Below are 17,890 nucleotides of genomic sequence, written 5' to 3' on the forward strand. Positions count from 1 at the left end.
AAGGTGCTCTTCCGCAAAAAATAGTGAACTGACAGGAGGAAAGGTCTGTTTTTCGATTAAGTCGGTGTTTTTTGAACCTCAGACAGCTAGACCGTTAAAAACGGCTGCTTACTTCAGACCTTCCTTAAAGGCTTGCGTAATAGGCTCTTTCGGAATCAAAAAATCCGTCTCGATAAATGCATCTAAGATTTCATTGGTACTGAGTTTTACGAGAGTTGCAGTCCTATTGTCAAACTCGTTCAAATCATCGGGTGCTCCTTTCATTTTCTTGTCGAACAATCCAAATGTGAATTTATCTTTCCCCCACGCTTGTAACCCCCACATGACGCTTAAAATATTACGAATGCCTTCGAATATTTGTTTTTTTGCACTATCTACAATAGCGTTATAACTATCCGATAAATTATTATAACGATGTTCTATCTCAGCAAGAGCGTCTGAAATTTCGTTGTAATAGATTGCATTAGGTAGTAACTCATTATTTTTACGTTGAAGTTCATCATTGTCGTTCGCAAGAGTTTCTTTTTCACTTCGAAGCGCTGGAAGAATATTATTTAATGCGGCAGTTTCACTTTGCGCATCGAGTAATTGTGTCGTCGCTGCTGCAAGGTCTTTCTTCTTCTGTTCTAGTCTCTTGTCGATTACCTCTTCTTCTTTAAGAGCATTAGAAGCATTTATTTGAGCACGTTCGTAATTGCCACTGAGGCGAATTGTCTCAGCATTATAAAAACTAAACTGTCTTTCAATTTTCGGCTTTTTAGCATCTTCTTCAATCAAGCGCATACGTGCGTTATTCTCTTTTGTTTTTTCAAGTTTCTTTGCTTCAACATCATATTTTGCAAGCATCTCGTTAGAATGTTGATAAAACAAAGTTTGAAAATATTGAGCCTGCACTTTTTTGGCAGAGTATGCGCGATTAGAAAAATCAAGAGGTATAGAATTAGGGTATTCGTCTTTTAATTTTTCGATATTTGCATTTACGAATTTCTTTTGAGCAGTGAGTAAATCATATTTGCCTGTACGCTTGTTTTTTGCATCTACAAATATGTGCGGGTGATTACCAATCTCGTCGCCGTGAAAGACAATTAATTTGATGGGGTAGTCAGGGAAGTTAACTTTATAAAAGGAGTGAATGTTAGATATTAAGTCAGTAGTGGATATTTCAACATTATTGCGCGATGGGATTTTGAAGAAAGCCTCTTGAATAAAAATCTTGTTTCGAGAAATATCAGATTTGTTTTCAAGTACTTTGTTGTGAAGCTCTAAAAACTTCTTAACCGTTTCTGTCTTTTGATTTTTACGTGCGAACTCAAATTGAGTTAATGTATTAATCTCACTTTCAACATCTATAAATTTCTTTTCTTCGAGAATTTTCGAAAGAAATATTCTCAGTGGGTCGCTATCATCTGTGATTGAGTTGAGCCATTTATTGACTTTGGCTTTGTACTTTCTTAGCGTGTCGAGTGTGTCAGAGTTTTTGTCTTTTGACTTCTGTTCGTCATTAATTTTTTCAAAAAAACTATTCTGGATTTTTATTTTTTGCTCTTCGTCAAGGCTGTCTAATCGAATCGGCTTAGAACCTAAATCGGGAGAGTAAATCAAATTTTTATGAGCGAGATTTTCGTCCCACTCCAATTTTTTGGTCGGGCTTATTTTGTTTTTTTCAGTTGGAGAAATACGTAACGAGTGAGCAAGGGACTTAAAAAGTTTGGCCTTTCCGTTACCATCATTTTGAAAATTTAGATGTTTGTAAATCATTGTTATTGTTTTTTTTGTAGCCATTATCTTCACCAGTATTTTGTTTTTTGTTTTCCTTTTGTGATTGGATTTAGAAAAAATTAAGAGCGATATAGCGATATTTTTTGTAAAGCCTTTCGAGAATTTGACTAAAAAATAATGAGGATTCCGATATTTTTTGGTCAGGTTCGTGTGATGGTTTTGCTCTTCGCTTTTGCTTTTGATTTTGCTTCTGTCTCCGACAGGACGAGTGAAACTTGGAGACTCATCTTTTGCGTAGCAAAAGTGTGGCGGAAAGTGTAGCGAGTTACTTATAACATCACATAAATAGAATAACATATTGGAATGACTAAACAGGGCATTAGCAAGAATTAGATATCTGACTATATGACTACAAACTTATAGCCAATGCTGTTCAATGCTTTTCGTATCGAATTGAAATCACTATCAAGATTGAGTTCAATGCTTTTGCTTCTTGCTATGGCTCTGATGCACTCGATAAATCCCTCCTGAGTTCCTTCATTGATGCAGACATTCAAGAGTGCTTGAATGTCTGCATCATCGTTTAGATAATCTTCAATTTGAAAGTCTTTCACAGGTTGCACTCCTAAAAACTGAGCCCTCTTAAATCGGAATTTCAATTCTGATTTAAGAGGGCTACGTGATTAATTAACTGTAAGGTCGAACATAGTTTGTAAATCGCCAAGCCCGAATTTTCCCAGAATATTTTTTAAAGGATAAGTTTTTATAGACCGTGCAACTCTCTCTCCTTTTGAATTGCGCATCTCAAAGTTTGTTTGCTTTGTAGATTTATCATGACTAACAAAAAATGAAATCTCATGATGCTTGAAGAACATATTTAGTTTTGCTCGGCCGTCGTCTGTCATGAACAAATCGATTATACTTTGACTGCTTTCAATCTCTAAACTTTCCACTTCGACGCTGGCTGTAAGAAGGTCTAACTCTATTTTTAATTTTTCTATTCGTACTTCTAGGTTAGAAATTTCTTTGAGCATTATCTGTGGAAGTTTGAAATCTGCCTCACTCAAAATAGCATTCAAACTGCTTAATTTTGTCCGGCATGATGTTAATTCATTTTGCTTTTTCTCGAATTCTATATCTTGGCTTGTATCAGATGATGCTAAGAGGTTTTCAACTCTTGAATTCAAGAATATCGCTTGCGTAGAAATTCCTTTATAGTCATTAGGGAAGTCATTTGCCAACCGATTAGCCATATTTATACATTCTAATAAAGAACCAAACACATACTCAAACCTAATATTGTCTACTGTGCAAATATGTTTTTGAATTCGAGCATTATCACATTTGAAAAACGGATATATTTTATCTTTGTATCTGCTGCCCCTGTGGTCATAGTAAAGCTTACCTCCACACTCAGAGCAGAATATGCAATGTTTAAAAATATTAAAATCTTGTTCCGTTCTCCGTCCTGACCAGTTTTTTTGCTTTCGGTTGCTCATAACGTCAATTACTTTATAGAACAAACTTGGCTTAATTAAGTTTGGGTAATAGTTTTCGATATAGCCAGTTAGGATTTTTCTGGCTTTCCCCTCTTGGGTGTATTCAATGCGATGCGTAGCCATACAGCCAATGACAGTTTTATTTTTGATGATTTTGTTTAGAGACCCGTTGCTCCATTTTCTATTGGATGTCTCATTTATTTTTGTTAGGGCGGTATTCATACCAAACTTCAACAAAAGTTCAAAAAGTTGCTTTATTTCTTTTTGTTCTTCTTCATGAATAACAAACTCATCATTTTCAACGCGCAAGCCATACGGTACGGACTTACCTTTCTTTATAATTATTTCTCCATTGGCTGCCTTTACCTTGCGCGCTTTCCAAGCAGACAAAAGACGATTAGATTTTGTTTCACTCTCTTCATTAGCCCGTTTCGCAATCAGGCTAATCATCAGCAGATTTTCAAAATCTCTTGAAGGGTCATTATATGAGTACGTTTTTTTATCTACGGTGGTGTAAATATTAATGCCTTTCTTCAAAATTCCTTGCAGTAGTTCTACGCCGTCAAGCACACGTTGGCGGGTTATCCGGTCGATGCTCTCCACGACAAGATAATCGCCTTTGTGGATAGCGCCACTCCCCATCCGGTCAAGCATCTCTTTAAAATTGCCAGAGCGAGCATTGTCGCCTCTGAATGCAGATTTACCCTTGTCGTATATGACTTCTACGACTTTCGTGCCTGTCGCGGTTTCAAAGAGGTCAAGGGCGGTCAACTGGCGGTTTTCGCTGTCGCCGGTGGCTTGAATTGCACTGGAATAGCGTACATACGCATAGGCTTTGGGCATGATAAAGCGTCTCAGAAATTCACTCTGAAAACTATATCACCCAATCATAATGCGGTTACGGCGCGGGAAGTTGGCCGGCAGTGGCCCGGCGTCCAGAGGGAACTCCGAAACCACCGCGCTGCCACTGGCAATCATCGCATCGGCCAGGGCGCGATGGCGCTGTGGATAAAGTTTTTCCAGGCCGGTGCCCAACACCCCCACAGTCTGCCCGCCAATGCCCAGCGCCGCTTCATGTGCAGCAGCATCGATGCCCGCCGCCAGCCCGCTGGTAATCACAAATCCGGCCCCGGCCAGACAGCGGGAAAAGGCCGCAGCAGTGTCCAGACCCGGCCTTGATGCACGTCGGCTACCGACCATCGCCAATTGCGGTTTTTCCAGAATGCCCGGATCTCCCGCCACGAACAGCAACGGTGGCGCATCGCTGAGTTCCCCCAACAGGGCCGGATAATTTGCCCGGTCGTGCAGCAGCACATGCTGGCTGGAGCTCTCAAGCCAGCGCAATGCAGCGCTGGCACCGTCACGAACTTGCGGGCTGCGCCTGGCCTGGGCACAGCCCGCCGGCAACCCCAGGGCGGACCAGGCACTGGCGGGCGCGCTCAGCGCCGAGCTGGCCGAACCGAATGCACTGAGCAGGGTGTAAAAACGCCGGGGCCCGACCTCGGGCAAACGATGTAAACGCAGGCGGGCTTCGAGTTCGGCAGGGGAAATTTCAGGCAGCGGCATGGGATCATCCTTGATCGGTTTGAGCGCCTTCAAAGACAGCACAACCTGTGGATAAGTCTGTTGACAAGTTGTTTGGAAAACGCCTGGAAAGACCCTCCTGAACGGCCGGTCTGCCCTTGAAATAGCACGTGGAAACCCAATTTTAGTGAAGTGACTGGCAGAGCCGGCGGCCATAGGTTTCAAACTGCGACACACCTTGGCCCGGGCCAGTCGCGGGCAGCCCGGCAGCTAGTCGTTTCATCCGTTGCTGAATCCCTTTATTATGTGCGTTCGCGTGAAACGCCAGAGCCCGAGCGGGCTATCTCTGAAGGAGACGTTTTGCACAGGTTGCCCGATGTCCTCAGGACCACCTGACAACCGTTTTTGAATCTTTCACACAGTGCATCAATCAAACTTATGGCTATTTTAAACATCCTCGAATTCCCAGACTCGCGTCTGCGCACCATCGCCAAACCCGTGGCGGTTGTGGACGACGAAGTCCGTCAGTTGATCGATGACATGTTTGAAACCATGTACGAGGCGCCGGGCATTGGCCTGGCCGCGACTCAGGTCAACGTGCATAAACGCATTGTCGTCATGGACCTGAGCGAAGACCGCAGCGAACCGCTGGTGCTGATCAACCCCGAGCTTGAAATGCTCACCGACGAGATGGGCCAGTATCAAGAAGGCTGCCTCTCGGTACCGGGTTACTACGAAAACGTTGACCGCCCGCAGCGGGTAAAAATCAAGGCGCTGGACCGTGACGGCAAACCTTTCGAAATGATCGCCGAAGGCCTGCTGGCCGTGTGCATCCAGCACGAATGCGACCACCTCAATGGCAAGCTGTTCGTCGATTATCTGTCTACGCTCAAGCGTGACCGGATCAAGAAGAAGCTGGAAAAACTGCATCGCCAGAACGCTTGATAGTCCTTATCTCAATTCTGTAGTCGCTGCCCAGGCACTAAGGCTGCGATCGGGCAGAGCCCGTAAAGCCAGCTATTCCCAAGTGCCTGGCATACCGAAGTTGAGTGATTGACGAGAGCTGCGTCGAACCTGATCGCAGCCTCGTACCTCGACAGCGACTACAGGCATCTATCGGGATTACTCCCGCCCCCCCATTCCAAGTGAGTAATTCATGACTGAGCCACTGCGCATCGTATTTGCCGGCACCCCGGAATTCGCCGCGGAACACCTCAAGGCGCTGCTCGACAGCCCTTACGAGATCGTCGCGGTCTACACCCAGCCGGATCGCCCGGCCGGGCGCGGGCAAAAGCTGATGCCGAGCCCGGTCAAGCAACTGGCGCTGGAACACCACATCGCTGTCATGCAGCCGCCCACGCTGCGGGCTCCCGAGGCTCAAGCCGAGCTGGCAGCCCTCAAGCCCGACTTGCTGGTGGTGGTGGCCTACGGTCTGATCCTGCCGCAAGTGGTGCTGGATATTCCGCGCCTGGGCTGTATCAACAGCCATGCCTCCTTGCTGCCACGCTGGCGCGGGGCGGCGCCGATTCAGCGGGCCATCGAGGCCGGCGATAGCGAAAGCGGCGTGACCGTGATGCGCATGGAGGCGGGTCTGGACACCGGCCCGATGCTGCTCAAGACCGTCACCCCGATCACCGGTGCAGACACAGGTGGCAGCCTGCACGACCGTCTGGCCGAACTGGGCCCACCTGCGGTGATTGAAGCAATCGCAGGCCTGGCAGCAGGCACGCTGCAAGGCGAAGTGCAGGACGACAGTCTGGCCACCTACGCCCACAAGCTGAATAAAGACGAGGCGCGCATCGACTGGAGCCGCCCGGCAGTGGAGCTGGAGCGTCTGGTTCGGGCTTTCAATCCGTGGCCGATTTGCCACAGCACACTCAATGGCGAAGCTCTGAAAGTACTGGCCGCCACTGTCGCCGACGCCCGGGGCGCACCAGGACAAATCCTCGCAGCGAGCAAAGACGGCCTGATCGTCGGCTGCGGTGAAGGCGCGTTGTGCCTGACACGTCTGCAATTGCCCGGCGGTAAAGCGCTGAACTTCAGCGATTTTTTCAACAGTCGCCGTGAGAAATTCGCCGTCGGCATTACCCTCGGTCAAACGGAAAGCGCGCAATGAATCCTCGTCTGGCCGCCGCCAAGGCACTGACTGCAGTACTGAACGGCAAAGCATCACTCAACAGCTCGTTGCCGCTGCAACTGGACAAGGTTGAGGCCCGTGATCGCGGCCTGACCCAGGATCTGGCATTCGGTACTGCCCGCTGGCAGCCACGCTTGTCGGCGCTGGCCAACAAGCTGCTGCAAAAGCCGTTCAAGGCGGCCGACGCCGATGTCGAGGCGCTGCTGCTGGTGGGTCTGTATCAACTGCTGTACACCCGCATTCCGGCCCACGCCGCCATTGGCGAAACCGTGGGCTGTGCTGACAAGCTGAAAAAACCCTGGGCCAAAGCCCTGCTCAACGCCGTGCTGCGTAATGCACAACGCGAGAGCGAAGCCCTGCTGACCGAGCTGGAGCACGACCCGGTGGTGCGTACCGCACACCCGCGCTGGCTGCAAAAATCCCTGAAAGCTTTCTGGCCGCAACAATGGGAAGCCATTTGCGCCGCCAACAACGCGCATCCGCCAATGATTCTGCGGGTCAACCGGCGCCATAAAACCCGTGATGCCTACCTGCAACTGCTGGTCGAGAGCGGTATCGAAGCTCAGCCCTGCGTGTTCAGCCAGGACGGCATTGTGCTGGCGGAACCCTGCGATGTACGCAACCTGCCGGGCTTTGCCGAAGGCTGGATCAGCGTGCAGGACGAAGCCGCACAACTGGCCGCCGACCTGCTGGACCTGGCGCCGGGCCAACGGGTACTCGATGCCTGCTGCGCCCCGGGCGGCAAGACCTGCCACATTCTTGAGGTCGAGCCAGAACTGGCCGGCGTAGTGGCGGTGGATCTGGAAGCCAAGCGCCTGGTACGGGTGCGGGAAAACCTTGAGCGTCTGGGCCTGAGCGCCGAACTGATTGCTGCCGATGGCCGTGACACCGCCACCTGGTGGGACGGCAAGCCTTTCCAGCGCATTCTGCTCGATGCACCGTGCTCGGCGACCGGGGTGATTCGTCGTCACCCGGACATCAAGCTGACCCGCCAACCGGATGACATTGCCGAACTCGCCACCCTGCAAGGTGAATTGCTGGACGCGATGTGGCCAACCCTGGAAGTCGGCGGCATCCTGCTCTACGCCACCTGCTCGACGTTACCGACCGAAAACACCGAGGTGATCGAGGCGTTCCTGGCCCGTACGCCGGGTGCGCGGGAGCTGGATATCGCCGGTCAGTTCGGCATCAAGCAGCCCCATGGCCGCCAGTTGCTGGCCCAGGAGGGCGGGCACGATGGCTTCTATTACGCCAAACTGATCAAGATCGCAGCCGCCCGCGGCTAATCGACAAAGGACTGACGGCATGAAAATCATCATCCTCGGCGCAGGTCAGGTCGGCGGCTCGCTGGCCGAGCATCTGGCCAGCGAAGCCAACGACATTACCGTGGTCGATACCGATGGCGATCGCCTGCGGGATCTGGGCGACCGGCTCGACATTCGTACTATTCAGGGCCGCGCCTCGCTGCCCAATGTGCTGCGTCAGGCCGGGGCCGATGATGCCGACATGCTGGTGGCAGTGACCAACAGTGACGAAACCAACATGGTGGCGTGCCAGGTGGCCTACACCCTGTTTCACACCCCGACCAAAATCGCCCGGGTACGTGAAGCCGCCTATCTGACACGGGGTGGCGAACTGTTCGATAACGACGCGATCCCGGTGGACGTGTTGATCAGTCCCGAGCAAGTGGTGACCAACTACATCAAGCGCCTGATCGAACACCCCGGCGCATTGCAGGTTATCGACTTTGCCGAAGGCAAAGCCCAGCTGGTGGCGGTCAAGGCGTACTACGGCGGCCCTCTGATCGGCCAGCAGTTACGCCAGTTACGCGAACACATGCCGAATGTGGATACGCGGGTAGCGGCAATTTTCCGACGTGACCGTCCCATTACGCCCCGGGGCGACACGGTCATCGAGGCAGACGATGAAGTGTTTTTCATCGCCGCCAAAGCCAACATTCGCGCAGTGATGAGCGAAATGCGCCGCCTCGATGAAAGCTACAAACGCATTGTGATTGCCGGTGGCGGGCAGATCGGCGAACGCCTGGCCGAAGCCATTGAAAACCGTTATCAGGTCAAGATCATCGAGATGAACCCGGCGCGTTGCCGGTATCTGTCAGATACCCTGGACAACACCGTAGTCCTGCAGGGCAGCGCTTCGGATCGCGACTTGATGCTCGAAGAGAACATCGCCGATGCCGACCTGTTTTTGGCCCTGACCAACGACGACGAGGCCAACATCATGTCCTCGCTGCTGGCCAAACGCCTGGGCGCGAAGAAGGTGATGACCATCATCAACAACCCGGCCTACGTGGACCTGATCCAGGGCGGTGAAATCGACATCGCCATCAGCCCGCAACTGGCGACCATCGGCACCTTGCTGGCCCACGTGCGGCGTGGCGACATTGTCAGCGTGCACTCATTGCGCCGGGGCGCAGCGGAGGCCATCGAAGCGATTGCCCACGGTGATTCGAAGTCGAGCAAAGTGATTGGCCGCCGGATCGGCGAAATCCACTTGCCGCCGGGCACCACGATTGGCGCAATCATTCGCGACGAAGAAGTGCTGATTGCCCACGACTCCACTGTGATCAATGCCGGCGACCACGTGATTTTGTTCCTTGTGGATAAAAAGCATATTCGCGACGTGGAGAAGCTGTTCCACGTGGGCCTGAGTTTTTTCTAAGGAGTCACGGATGCTCGAATCACTGGAAAAAATGCTGGCCAAGGGTGTGGATAACTCACTGCTGCGCTTCGGCCTGGGCAAGGGTTATCTCGACCTTGGGGAAAACCTCAAGGCGGCGGAGCATTTACAGCGCTGTGTGGAGTTTGATCCCAAATATTCCGCGGCCTGGAAATTGCTGGGCAAGGCGCATCTGGCGGCAGGGGATCGCGGGGCGGCCCGCACGGCGTGGGAGCAGGGGCTTGAGGCAGCCCGTGCCCATGGCGACAAACAGGCCGAGAAAGAAATGACCGTGTTTTTGAAGAAGCTGGATAAACAGCTTTAACACCACTGATCTGCGTAGGAGCGAGCTTGCTCGCGAGCCCTTCGCACAGCTCGCTCCTACAGATACAGCGGTCTAGTACCAGCGCGCCTCGCCAGGCGGACGCTTTTTGAAGCGCTTCATGCTCCACATGTACTGGCTCGGGTAAGCCCGTACATACTTCTCCACCACCTGGCTCATGGCTGCACACGAAGTTTCAGTGTCGGTGCTGTACATGGCTTCAGGGGCCGCCTCGAGAATCACCTTGAAACCCGAACCGTCCGGCAGGCGCAATGCGTGCAGGAATACCCCCACCGCTTTGCCACCCGCCAGCATGTTCGGCACGAACTTGCTGGTCAGGGCCATGGTGCCGAGGAATGGCACGAAAATACCGGCCGACTCAGCGGGTTCCGGGTCTGCCGGAATGCCTACCTGCCCCCCTTTGCGCACTTCCTTGATGACACTCAAAATGCCTTCTTTGGTCGACGCGGCCACGCGGTTGCCCAGCTGCACGCGCTGCTTGCGCAACAGTTCGTCTACCGCCTTGAGCTTGGGCGGACGGTAGAAAATGATCGGCTTGCACTGGCTGCAATAGAAGTGGTTGAGCACTTCCCAGTTGCCCAGGTGGCTGGTGATGCCGACGACACCTTTACCTGAGGCAAGGGCCTGCTTGAGCACGTCCAGGCCTTCGACTTCACGCACCAGGTCAATCGAACGCTGGGCGGGCCAGATCCAGGCGCAAGCGCTCTCGGTCAGGCTCTTGCCGATATCCTTGAGGCTTTGTCCCACCAGTTGTTCACGGGCCACCGGGTCCATCTCGGGGAAGCATTTGGCCAGGTTGATGCGCACCACCTCGCGCGAGCGATTGGGCAGTTTCCACATCAGCCAGCCGATACCGGAGCCGACCCGTTGAACCGCACTCCACGGGAGCATGGCGAATAACCGCAGAGCCCCGACCAGCAGGGCGCCTTTAAACTTTTCCACAGGGTTTTCTCTTTAAAAAAACGTTTTCTGCAGGGGCGAGCAAGCTCGCTCCTGCAGGTCTGTATTGGGCAGCATTCTAACCGCCGTTCGCCAGCTGAGCGTAGCGGTCACAGGTGGTGGCGTGATCCATGACCATGCCACTGGCCTGCATGAAGGCATAACAAATGGTCGGTCCGACGAACGTGAATCCGGCTTTTTTCAACCCTTTGCTCATGGCTTCAGCCTCGGCGGTGACGGCCGGAAACTCATGGCGTTCAGTGAAGTGGTTGATCTTCGGTTTGCCGCCCACAAAGGACCATAGATACTCGACCGGGTTATCCAGCGCCAGCCAGGCCCGGGCGTTACGCCTTGCCCCGGTAATTTTCAGGCGGTTACGGATAATCCCGGGATCGAGCATCAAGGCCTCGATTTCGGCATCGGTCATGGCTGCCAGACGCTGCACATCAAAGCCGAACATGACCTTGCGATAGTGCTCGCGTTTGCGCAGAACAGTGATCCAGGACAAACCGGCCTGGAACCCTTCGAGCAATAACAACTCGAAGAGCCCATGTGCGTCGCGCAACGGCACGCCCCACTCTTGATAGTGGTACGCCGCATACAGCGGGTCTTCTGGACACCAGAAACAACGTGGCATATAGGCTCCAAGGGGTGGAGGCGCGACCGAATCGGGTATACTCCCGCTCTTTAAATCGCAGCCCAAGAAACAGGTGAATTTGTGAGCCAGCCTACGCCAGCAGTGCGTACCTTCCAAGACTTGATCCTCGCCCTCCAGCAATACTGGGCCGAGCAAGGTTGTGTGGTGCTTCAGCCCTACGATATGGAAGTGGGCGCCGGCACATTCCATACCGCCACGTTTCTGCGCTCTCTGGGCCCGGAAACCTGGAACGCCGCTTATGTGCAGCCCAGTCGTCGTCCGACTGACGGCCGCTACGGCGAAAACCCGAACCGTCTGCAGCATTACTACCAGTTCCAGGTAGTACTCAAGCCCAATCCGCCTAATTTTCAGGAGCTGTACCTGGGCTCGCTGAAGCACATCGGCCTGGATCCGCTGGTGCACGACATTCGTTTCGTGGAAGACAACTGGGAATCGCCGACACTGGGCGCCTGGGGTCTGGGCTGGGAAATCTGGCTCAACGGCATGGAAGTCACGCAGTTCACTTACTTCCAGCAAGTAGGCGGCATCGAGTGCTACCCGGTAACCGGCGAAATCACCTACGGCCTCGAGCGTCTGGCGATGTACCTGCAGGGTGTGGATTCAGTCTACGACCTGGTATGGACTGACGGCCCGTTCGGCAAAGTGACCTACGGCGACGTGTTCCACCAGAACGAAGTCGAGCAGTCGACTTACAACTTCGAACACGCCAACGTCGACAAACTGTTCGAACTGTTCGATTTCTATGAAAGCGAAGCCAAGCGTCTGATCGAACTCGATCAACCGCTGCCGCTGCCAAGCTACGAGATGGTGCTCAAGGCATCCCACACGTTCAACCTGCTGGATGCGCGCCGGGCCATTTCGGTCACTGCACGCCAGCAGTACATCTTGCGTGTGCGGACCCTGGCGCGCTCGGTGGCCCAGGCGTATCTCGAAGCCCGCGCCAAGCTCGGCTTCCCGATGGCTCCACCTGATTTGCGTGATGAAGTGTTGGCTAAGTTGGAGGCTGCACAATGAGTGCTCAAGATTTTCTGGTTGAACTGGGCACTGAAGAACTGCCGCCAAAAGCCCTTAATACCCTGGCCGAAGCTTTCCTGGCCGGGATTGAAAAAGGCCTGCAAAGCGCAGGTTTGAAATTCAGCGCGAAAAAAGTTTACGCCGCGCCCCGTCGTTTGGCCGTGCTGCTGACTCAGCTCGAAACCCAGCAACCGGATCGCAGCATCAACATCGACGGCCCGCCACGCCAGGCCGCCTTCGATGCTGAAGGTAACCCGACCCAGGCGGCCCTCGGGTTTGCCAAGAAATGTGGCGTTGAACTGAGCGAAATCGATCAGAGCGGTCCAAAACTGCGTTTCAGCCAGGTCATCGTCGGCAAGCCGACCGCCAGCCTGCTGCCGACCATCGTTGAAGACTCGCTGAACGATCTGCCTATTCCCAAGCGCATGCGCTGGGGTGCCCGCAAGGTCGAGTTCGTGCGTCCGACCCAATGGCTGGTGATGTTGCTGGGCGATGAAGTCATCGACTGCACGATCCTGGCTCAGAAATCCGGTCGCGATTCCCGTGGTCACCGCTTCCACCACCCGGAAAATGTGCGTATCAGCGCTCCGGCCAACTACCTCGAAGACTTGCGCCAAGCCCACGTGCTGGCGGATTTCAACGAGCGTCGCGAGTTGATTTCCAAGCGTGTGGCCGAACTGGCAACCATGCAGGAAGGTACCGCAATCGTGCCGCCAGCCCTGCTGGACGAAGTGACCGCGCTGGTTGAATGGCCGGTACCGCTGGTGTGCTCTTTCGAAGAGCGCTTCCTCGATGTGCCGCAAGAAGCCCTGATCACCACCATGCAGGACAACCAGAAGTATTTCTGCCTGCTGGACGTTGATGGCAAGTTGCTGCCGCGTTTCATTACTGTGGCCAACATCGAGAGCAAAGACCCGCAGCAGATCGTCTCGGGTAACGAGAAAGTGGTTCGCCCGCGCCTGACCGACGCCGAGTTTTTCTTCAAGCAAGACAAGAAGCAGACTCTGGAAAGCTTCAACCTGCGCCTGCAAAACGTAGTGTTCCAGGCGCAACTGGGCAGCGTTTACGACAAGGCGGTGCGGGTTTCCAAGCTGGCAGCGTTGATTGCTCCGCGCATTGGTGGCGACGCACAGCGCGCAGCCCGTGCCGGCCTGCTGTCCAAGTGCGACCTGGCCACTGAAATGGTCGGCGAGTTCCCGGAGATGCAAGGCATTGCCGGTTACTACTACGCCCTCAACGATGGCGAGCCGCAGGATGTTGCGCTGGCATTGAACGAACAGTACATGCCACGCGGTGCTGGCGCCGAGTTGCCGGGTACACTGACCGGCGCGGCAGTGGCCATTGCTGACAAGCTCGACACCCTGGTCGGTATTTTCGGCATCGGCATGCTGCCTACCGGTAGCAAAGACCCCTATGCACTGCGTCGTGCAGCGCTGGGTATCTTGCGGATACTGATCGACAAGAAACTCGACCTCGACCTGACCGAAGCGGTGAACTTCGCTGTCAGCGCATTCGGCGCCAAGATCAAGTCGGCCGGCCTGGCTGACCAGGTGCTGGAGTTCATCTTCGACCGCCTGCGTGCGCGTTACGAAGATGAAGGCGTGGACGTCGCCACTTACCTTTCGGTACGTGCGTTGAACCCGACCTCGGCACTGGACTTCGATCAGCGTGTGCAAGCAGTACAGGCCTTCCGTCAATTGCCGGAAGCCGCCGCCCTGGCCGCGGTGAACAAGCGCGTATCGAACCTGCTGAGCAAAGTTGAAGGCACGGTTTCGACCCATGTCGAGGCGCGTTATTTCGATAATGCCAGTGAGTTCTCGTTGTTCTCGGCCATCCAGAAAGCCGACGAAGCAGTACAGCCAATGGCAGCTGCCCGCCAGTACAACGAAGCGCTGACACGTCTGGCATCGTTGCGCGAGCCTGTGGATGCGTTCTTCGAAGCGGTCATGATCAACGCTGAAGACCCGAGTGTGCGGGCTAACCGCTATGCACTGCTGGCGCGCTTGCGCGGTCTGTTCCTGGGCGTTGCCGACATTTCGCTGCTGGGCTAAGGGGTTTACTGTTGAAACTGCTGATTCTCGATCGGGACGGAGTGATCAATTATGACTCCGACGCTTACATCAAGTCTGTCGAGGAGTGGCTCCCGCTCCCTGGCGCGATCGAGGCCATTGCGCAGTTGAGCAAGTCGGGCTGGACCGTCGCGGTCGCGACCAACCAGTCCGGCATTGCCCGCGGCTACTACAGCGTCGCGACCCTGGAGGCCATGCATGAGCGTTTACGGGCGCTCGTGGCCGAGCAGGGTGGCGAGGTCGGCTTGATTGTTTACTGCCCTCACGGCCCCGACGAGGGTTGCGCTTGCCGCAAGCCAAAACCGGGCATGTTGCAGACCATTGCCGAGCATTACGGTGCTGATTTGGCCGAATGTTGGTTTGTCGGCGACAGTTTGGGTGACTTGCAGGCCGCACAAGCCGTCGATTCTCAGCCAGTTTTGGTAAAGACCGGAAAAGGCCTGCTGACTTTGGCCAAGAAGTTACCGGTCAATACCCTAATATTTGACGATCTGGCGGCAGTTGCCGCAGAACTTATCCACAAATAAAGCACCCCCGAACACCCGCCTGAACCCTAGGTGCAGGCCGGTTAAGCGGTGCTTTATCCGCAACGGTAAAAGTCGCTATGTCGATACTGCAGGCCATCAGAACCTTCTTCTTTTACCTGCTGCTGGGCACCAGCGCCCTGCTGTGGTGCTCACTGAGCTTTTTTGTCGCCCCGTTCCTGCCGTTTCGTGCGCGTTACCGGTTTATTAACGTGTACTGGTGCCGCTGCGCTCTGTGGCTGACCCGGGTGTTTCTTAACATTCAGGTTGAAGTGAAGGGTGCTGAAAATATTCCGCAACAGCCTTGCGTGATCCTGGCCAACCATCAAAGTACCTGGGAGACGTTTTTTCTCTCGGCCTACTTTCAGCCGTTGAGTCAGGTACTCAAGCGCGAGCTGCTGTATGTACCGTTCTTTGGCTGGGCGATGGCGATGCTGCGCCCGATTGCCATTGACCGCGACAACCCCAAGGCGGCGCTCAAGCACATCGCCAAAAAGGGCGACGAGCTGCTCAAGGACAACATTTGGGTGCTGATCTTTCCGGAAGGCACACGTGTGCCATTCGGTCAGGTGGGCAAGTTTTCCCGAGGCGGTACCGCACTGGCCGTAAACGCCGAGTTGCCGGTATTGCCGATAGCCCACAATGCCGGCAAATACTGGCCCAAGACAGGCTGGGCGAAAAAACCCGGCACCATTGAGCTGGTGATTGGCGAACCGATGTACGCCAATGGCACTGGGCCCCGGGCAATTGCAGAGCTCAATGACCGGGTGCAAGCCTGGAACGAGAGCACTCAGCGCGAAATGGGTTCACTGCCACCGGTGACGGCACCCACTGCAACCACAGACCAGGCAAATTGTGGATAACTTGTGCACAAGTTTTGGATTATCTTCATAAAACATCCGTAACTTAATGATTTATATACTTATTTCGCGGCATGACTTTTCAATGAAAAACGTGCATAAGTTTTTCCAGGCACTAAAAAAACCGGCTGATTAGCCGGTTTTTTTGTGCCTGACATATACCTGTCCTGTGTAGGAGCGAGCTTTTCAAGGGCTCGCAAGCAATCGAGCGTCGCTCCTGCAGGGTAATCGCCGTTTATATCTTGTCGATATCCACGTTTCGGGTTTCCTTCAGGCAGAGCATGCCCACTACCAGGCTGACCCCGGTGATCACCACCGGGTACCACAGCCCGTAGAAGATATCCCCGGTGTAGACCACCAGGGCAAAGGAGACGGTGGGCAAAAAGCCGCCGAACCAGCCATTGCCAATGTGATACGGCAGGGACATGGAGGTGTAGCGGATCCGGGTCGGGAACAGTTCCACCATCACTGCAGCCAGTGGGCCGTAGGTCATGGTTGCGATGAGCGTCAGCAGAACCATCATCAGCACCACCATCGGCTGGTTGACCGCACTCGGATCTGCCTTGGCGGGGTAGCCCGCTTCGTTGATCGCAGCGCGCATGGCCGCTTCGTCAAAGCCTTTGATCTGCGTCTCACCCACCGACACCTGGACATCAGTGCCCGGCGCCACGGCCTGGGAGGTGTAAGGCAGGCCCTGTTTGACCAGGAAGGTCTTGACCTTGTCACAGGGGCTGTCAAAACGCGCCTTACCCACCGGATCGAACTGGAAGGTGCAGGTTGCCGGGTCAGCCATCACTACAATCGGCGACTGACGGCTGGCCGTATCGATTTGCGGGTTGGCATAGTGGCTCAGGCCTTTGAACAGCGGGAAATACAGCACCGTGGCCAGCAACAGCCCGAGCATCAGAATGGGTTTACGACCTACGCGGTCCGACAGCCAGCCGAAAAAGATAAAGAACGGGGCGCCGATAACCACACTGATGATGAGCAGCATATTGGCCTGGGCCGGGTCCATCTTGAGCATCTGGGTAAGGAAGAACAGTACGTAAAACTGTGCCGTGTAAAAGGTCACGGCCTGGCCGGCGTTGATGCCGAACAGTGCAATCAGCACGATCTTGAGGTTTTCCCACTTGCCGAACGATTCCCGGATCGGCGATTTACTGGTTTTGCCTTCAGCCTTCATTTTCACGAAGGCCGGGGACTCATGCATGCTCATGCGGATCCAGGTCGAGATGCCCAGCAGCACGATGGACAGCAGGAACGGCAGGCGCCAGCCCCAGACTTCAAACTGGTCACCGGTCAGGTAGCGGCAGCTCAGTACCACCACCAGCGACAGCAGCAGCCCCAGGGTGGCAGTTGATTGAATCCAGCTGGTATTGAAACCGCGTTTGCCGGGCGCTGCGTGCTCCGCCACGTAGGTCGCCGCGCCGCCGTATTCACCGCCCAACGCCAGCCCCTGGAGCATGCGTAACAGCACGAGCATGATCGGTGCCGCAATGCCGATGCTGGTGTAAGTGGGTAGCAGCCCCACGGCAAAGGTCGATAAACCCATCAGAATGATGGTCATGAGGAAGGTGTATTTACGCCCGATCATGTCGCCCAACCGGCCAAATACCAATGCACCGAAGGGTCTCACCAGAAAGCCGGCGGCGAAGGCCATTAAGGCAAAAATGAACGCTGTGGTGTCGTTGACCCCGACAAAAAACTGTTTGCTGAGAACGGTCGCCAAAGCGCCATACAAGAAAAAGTCATACCACTCGAAAACCGTCCCGAGGGATGACGCAAAAATGATCTTTCGTTCTTCACGGCCGGTTGTTCCCTTGGCAGAAACAGCCTGTTGTGCAATTGAGTCTGACATGTGCAATGCCCTCAGCCCCATGAATGGGGCCACAGTGATTATTGTTGTTGTCCACTGTCGGTTGCGG

At 54.0% G+C, this 17,890-nt stretch carries 15 protein-coding genes and 1 pseudogene; 9 read left to right on the forward strand and 7 right to left on the reverse strand.

The genetic code is table 11. From position 1 onward, the window contains the following. Nucleotides 1-108: 108 nt before the first annotated feature. The 4 genes and pseudogenes from EQV90_RS19210 to EQV90_RS19225 form a co-directional block, all read right to left on the reverse strand. A complete protein-coding gene (locus EQV90_RS19210; RefSeq protein WP_240878551.1) occupies nt 109-1,782 on the reverse strand; it encodes a hypothetical protein in 1,674 nt (557 codons plus the stop codon). A gap of 338 nt (nt 1,783-2,120) precedes the next feature. Then, nucleotides 2,121-2,333, reverse strand: coding sequence for a hypothetical protein (locus tag EQV90_RS19215; RefSeq protein WP_240878552.1), 213 nt, complete (start codon nt 2,331-2,333; stop codon nt 2,121-2,123). Nucleotides 2,334-2,402: 69 nt separating this feature from the next. After that, nucleotides 2,403-4,061, reverse strand: coding sequence for a recombinase family protein (locus EQV90_RS19220; RefSeq protein ID WP_240878553.1), 1,659 nt, complete (start codon nt 4,059-4,061; stop codon nt 2,403-2,405). A gap of 45 nt (nt 4,062-4,106) precedes the next feature. After that, nucleotides 4,107-4,784 (reverse strand): annotated as a pseudogene (locus tag EQV90_RS19225) (DNA-processing protein DprA); the annotation flags it as partial. A 396-nt stretch (nt 4,785-5,180) separates the two neighbouring features. Between EQV90_RS19225 and def the strand changes: the two are divergent. From def to EQV90_RS19250, 5 genes are all read left to right on the forward strand, one after another. Then, entirely contained in the window at nt 5,181-5,687 is a 507-nt protein-coding gene (def, locus tag EQV90_RS19230; RefSeq protein WP_003437949.1) for a peptide deformylase, read from the forward strand. Nucleotides 5,688-5,898: 211 nt separating this feature from the next. After that, a complete protein-coding gene (fmt, locus tag EQV90_RS19235; RefSeq protein ID WP_003437951.1) occupies nt 5,899-6,858 on the forward strand; it encodes a methionyl-tRNA formyltransferase in 960 nt (319 codons plus the stop codon). Next, nucleotides 6,855-8,165, forward strand: a complete 1,311-nt coding sequence (rsmB, locus tag EQV90_RS19240; RefSeq protein ID WP_240878554.1) for a 16S rRNA (cytosine(967)-C(5))-methyltransferase RsmB — start codon at nt 6,855-6,857, stop codon at nt 8,163-8,165. Before fmt ends, rsmB begins: the two co-directional genes overlap by 4 nt. A 19-nt stretch (nt 8,166-8,184) precedes the next feature. Beyond that, on the forward strand, nt 8,185-9,561 hold the full coding sequence (trkA, locus tag EQV90_RS19245; protein WP_003437955.1) for a Trk system potassium transporter TrkA: 1,377 nt from the start codon (nt 8,185-8,187) through the stop codon (nt 9,559-9,561). 10 nt (nt 9,562-9,571) lie between these two features. Continuing rightward, nucleotides 9,572-9,883, forward strand: coding sequence for a hypothetical protein (locus EQV90_RS19250; RefSeq protein WP_003437958.1), 312 nt, complete (start codon nt 9,572-9,574; stop codon nt 9,881-9,883). A 72-nt stretch (nt 9,884-9,955) separates the two neighbouring features. On the opposite strand, the gene EQV90_RS19255 is transcribed toward EQV90_RS19250, so the two are convergent. Continuing rightward, nucleotides 9,956-10,843, reverse strand: a complete 888-nt coding sequence (locus EQV90_RS19255) for a lysophospholipid acyltransferase (RefSeq protein WP_003437960.1) — start codon at nt 10,841-10,843, stop codon at nt 9,956-9,958. A 76-nt stretch (nt 10,844-10,919) separates the two neighbouring features. Next, on the reverse strand, nt 10,920-11,477 hold the full coding sequence (gene tag, locus EQV90_RS19260; protein WP_240878555.1) for a DNA-3-methyladenine glycosylase I: 558 nt from the start codon (nt 11,475-11,477) through the stop codon (nt 10,920-10,922). A gap of 81 nt (nt 11,478-11,558) precedes the next feature. Between tag and glyQ the strand changes: the two genes are divergently transcribed. The 4 genes from glyQ to EQV90_RS19280 all read left to right on the forward strand — a co-directional run bounded on the left by glyQ (nt 11,559) and on the right by EQV90_RS19280 (nt 15,968). Continuing rightward, the gene (gene glyQ / locus EQV90_RS19265) at nt 11,559-12,512 is read left to right on the forward strand and encodes a glycine--tRNA ligase subunit alpha (protein ID WP_003437964.1); all 954 of its coding nucleotides are present in this window, start codon (nt 11,559-11,561) and stop codon (nt 12,510-12,512) included. Continuing rightward, on the forward strand, nt 12,509-14,563 hold the full coding sequence (gene glyS / locus EQV90_RS19270) for a glycine--tRNA ligase subunit beta (RefSeq protein WP_010656725.1): 2,055 nt from the start codon (nt 12,509-12,511) through the stop codon (nt 14,561-14,563). Before glyQ ends, glyS begins: the two co-directional genes overlap by 4 nt. A gap of 8 nt (nt 14,564-14,571) precedes the next feature. Next, a complete protein-coding gene (gmhB, locus tag EQV90_RS19275) occupies nt 14,572-15,108 on the forward strand; it encodes a D-glycero-beta-D-manno-heptose 1,7-bisphosphate 7-phosphatase (RefSeq protein ID WP_029612713.1) in 537 nt (178 codons plus the stop codon). A gap of 77 nt (nt 15,109-15,185) precedes the next feature. After that, nucleotides 15,186-15,968, forward strand: coding sequence for a lysophospholipid acyltransferase family protein (locus EQV90_RS19280; protein ID WP_003437968.1), 783 nt, complete (start codon nt 15,186-15,188; stop codon nt 15,966-15,968). Nucleotides 15,969-16,200: 232 nt separating this feature from the next. On the opposite strand, the gene EQV90_RS19285 is transcribed toward EQV90_RS19280, so the two are convergent. Further along, nucleotides 16,201-17,823, reverse strand: coding sequence for an MFS transporter (locus tag EQV90_RS19285; protein WP_240878556.1), 1,623 nt, complete (start codon nt 17,821-17,823; stop codon nt 16,201-16,203). Between the last annotated feature and the right edge of the window lie 67 nt (nt 17,824-17,890).

It is taken from the genome of Pseudomonas sp. TMW22089 (assembly GCF_022496645.1).
GTDB classification, from domain to species: domain Bacteria; phylum Pseudomonadota; class Gammaproteobacteria; order Pseudomonadales; family Pseudomonadaceae; genus Aquipseudomonas; species Aquipseudomonas paraversuta.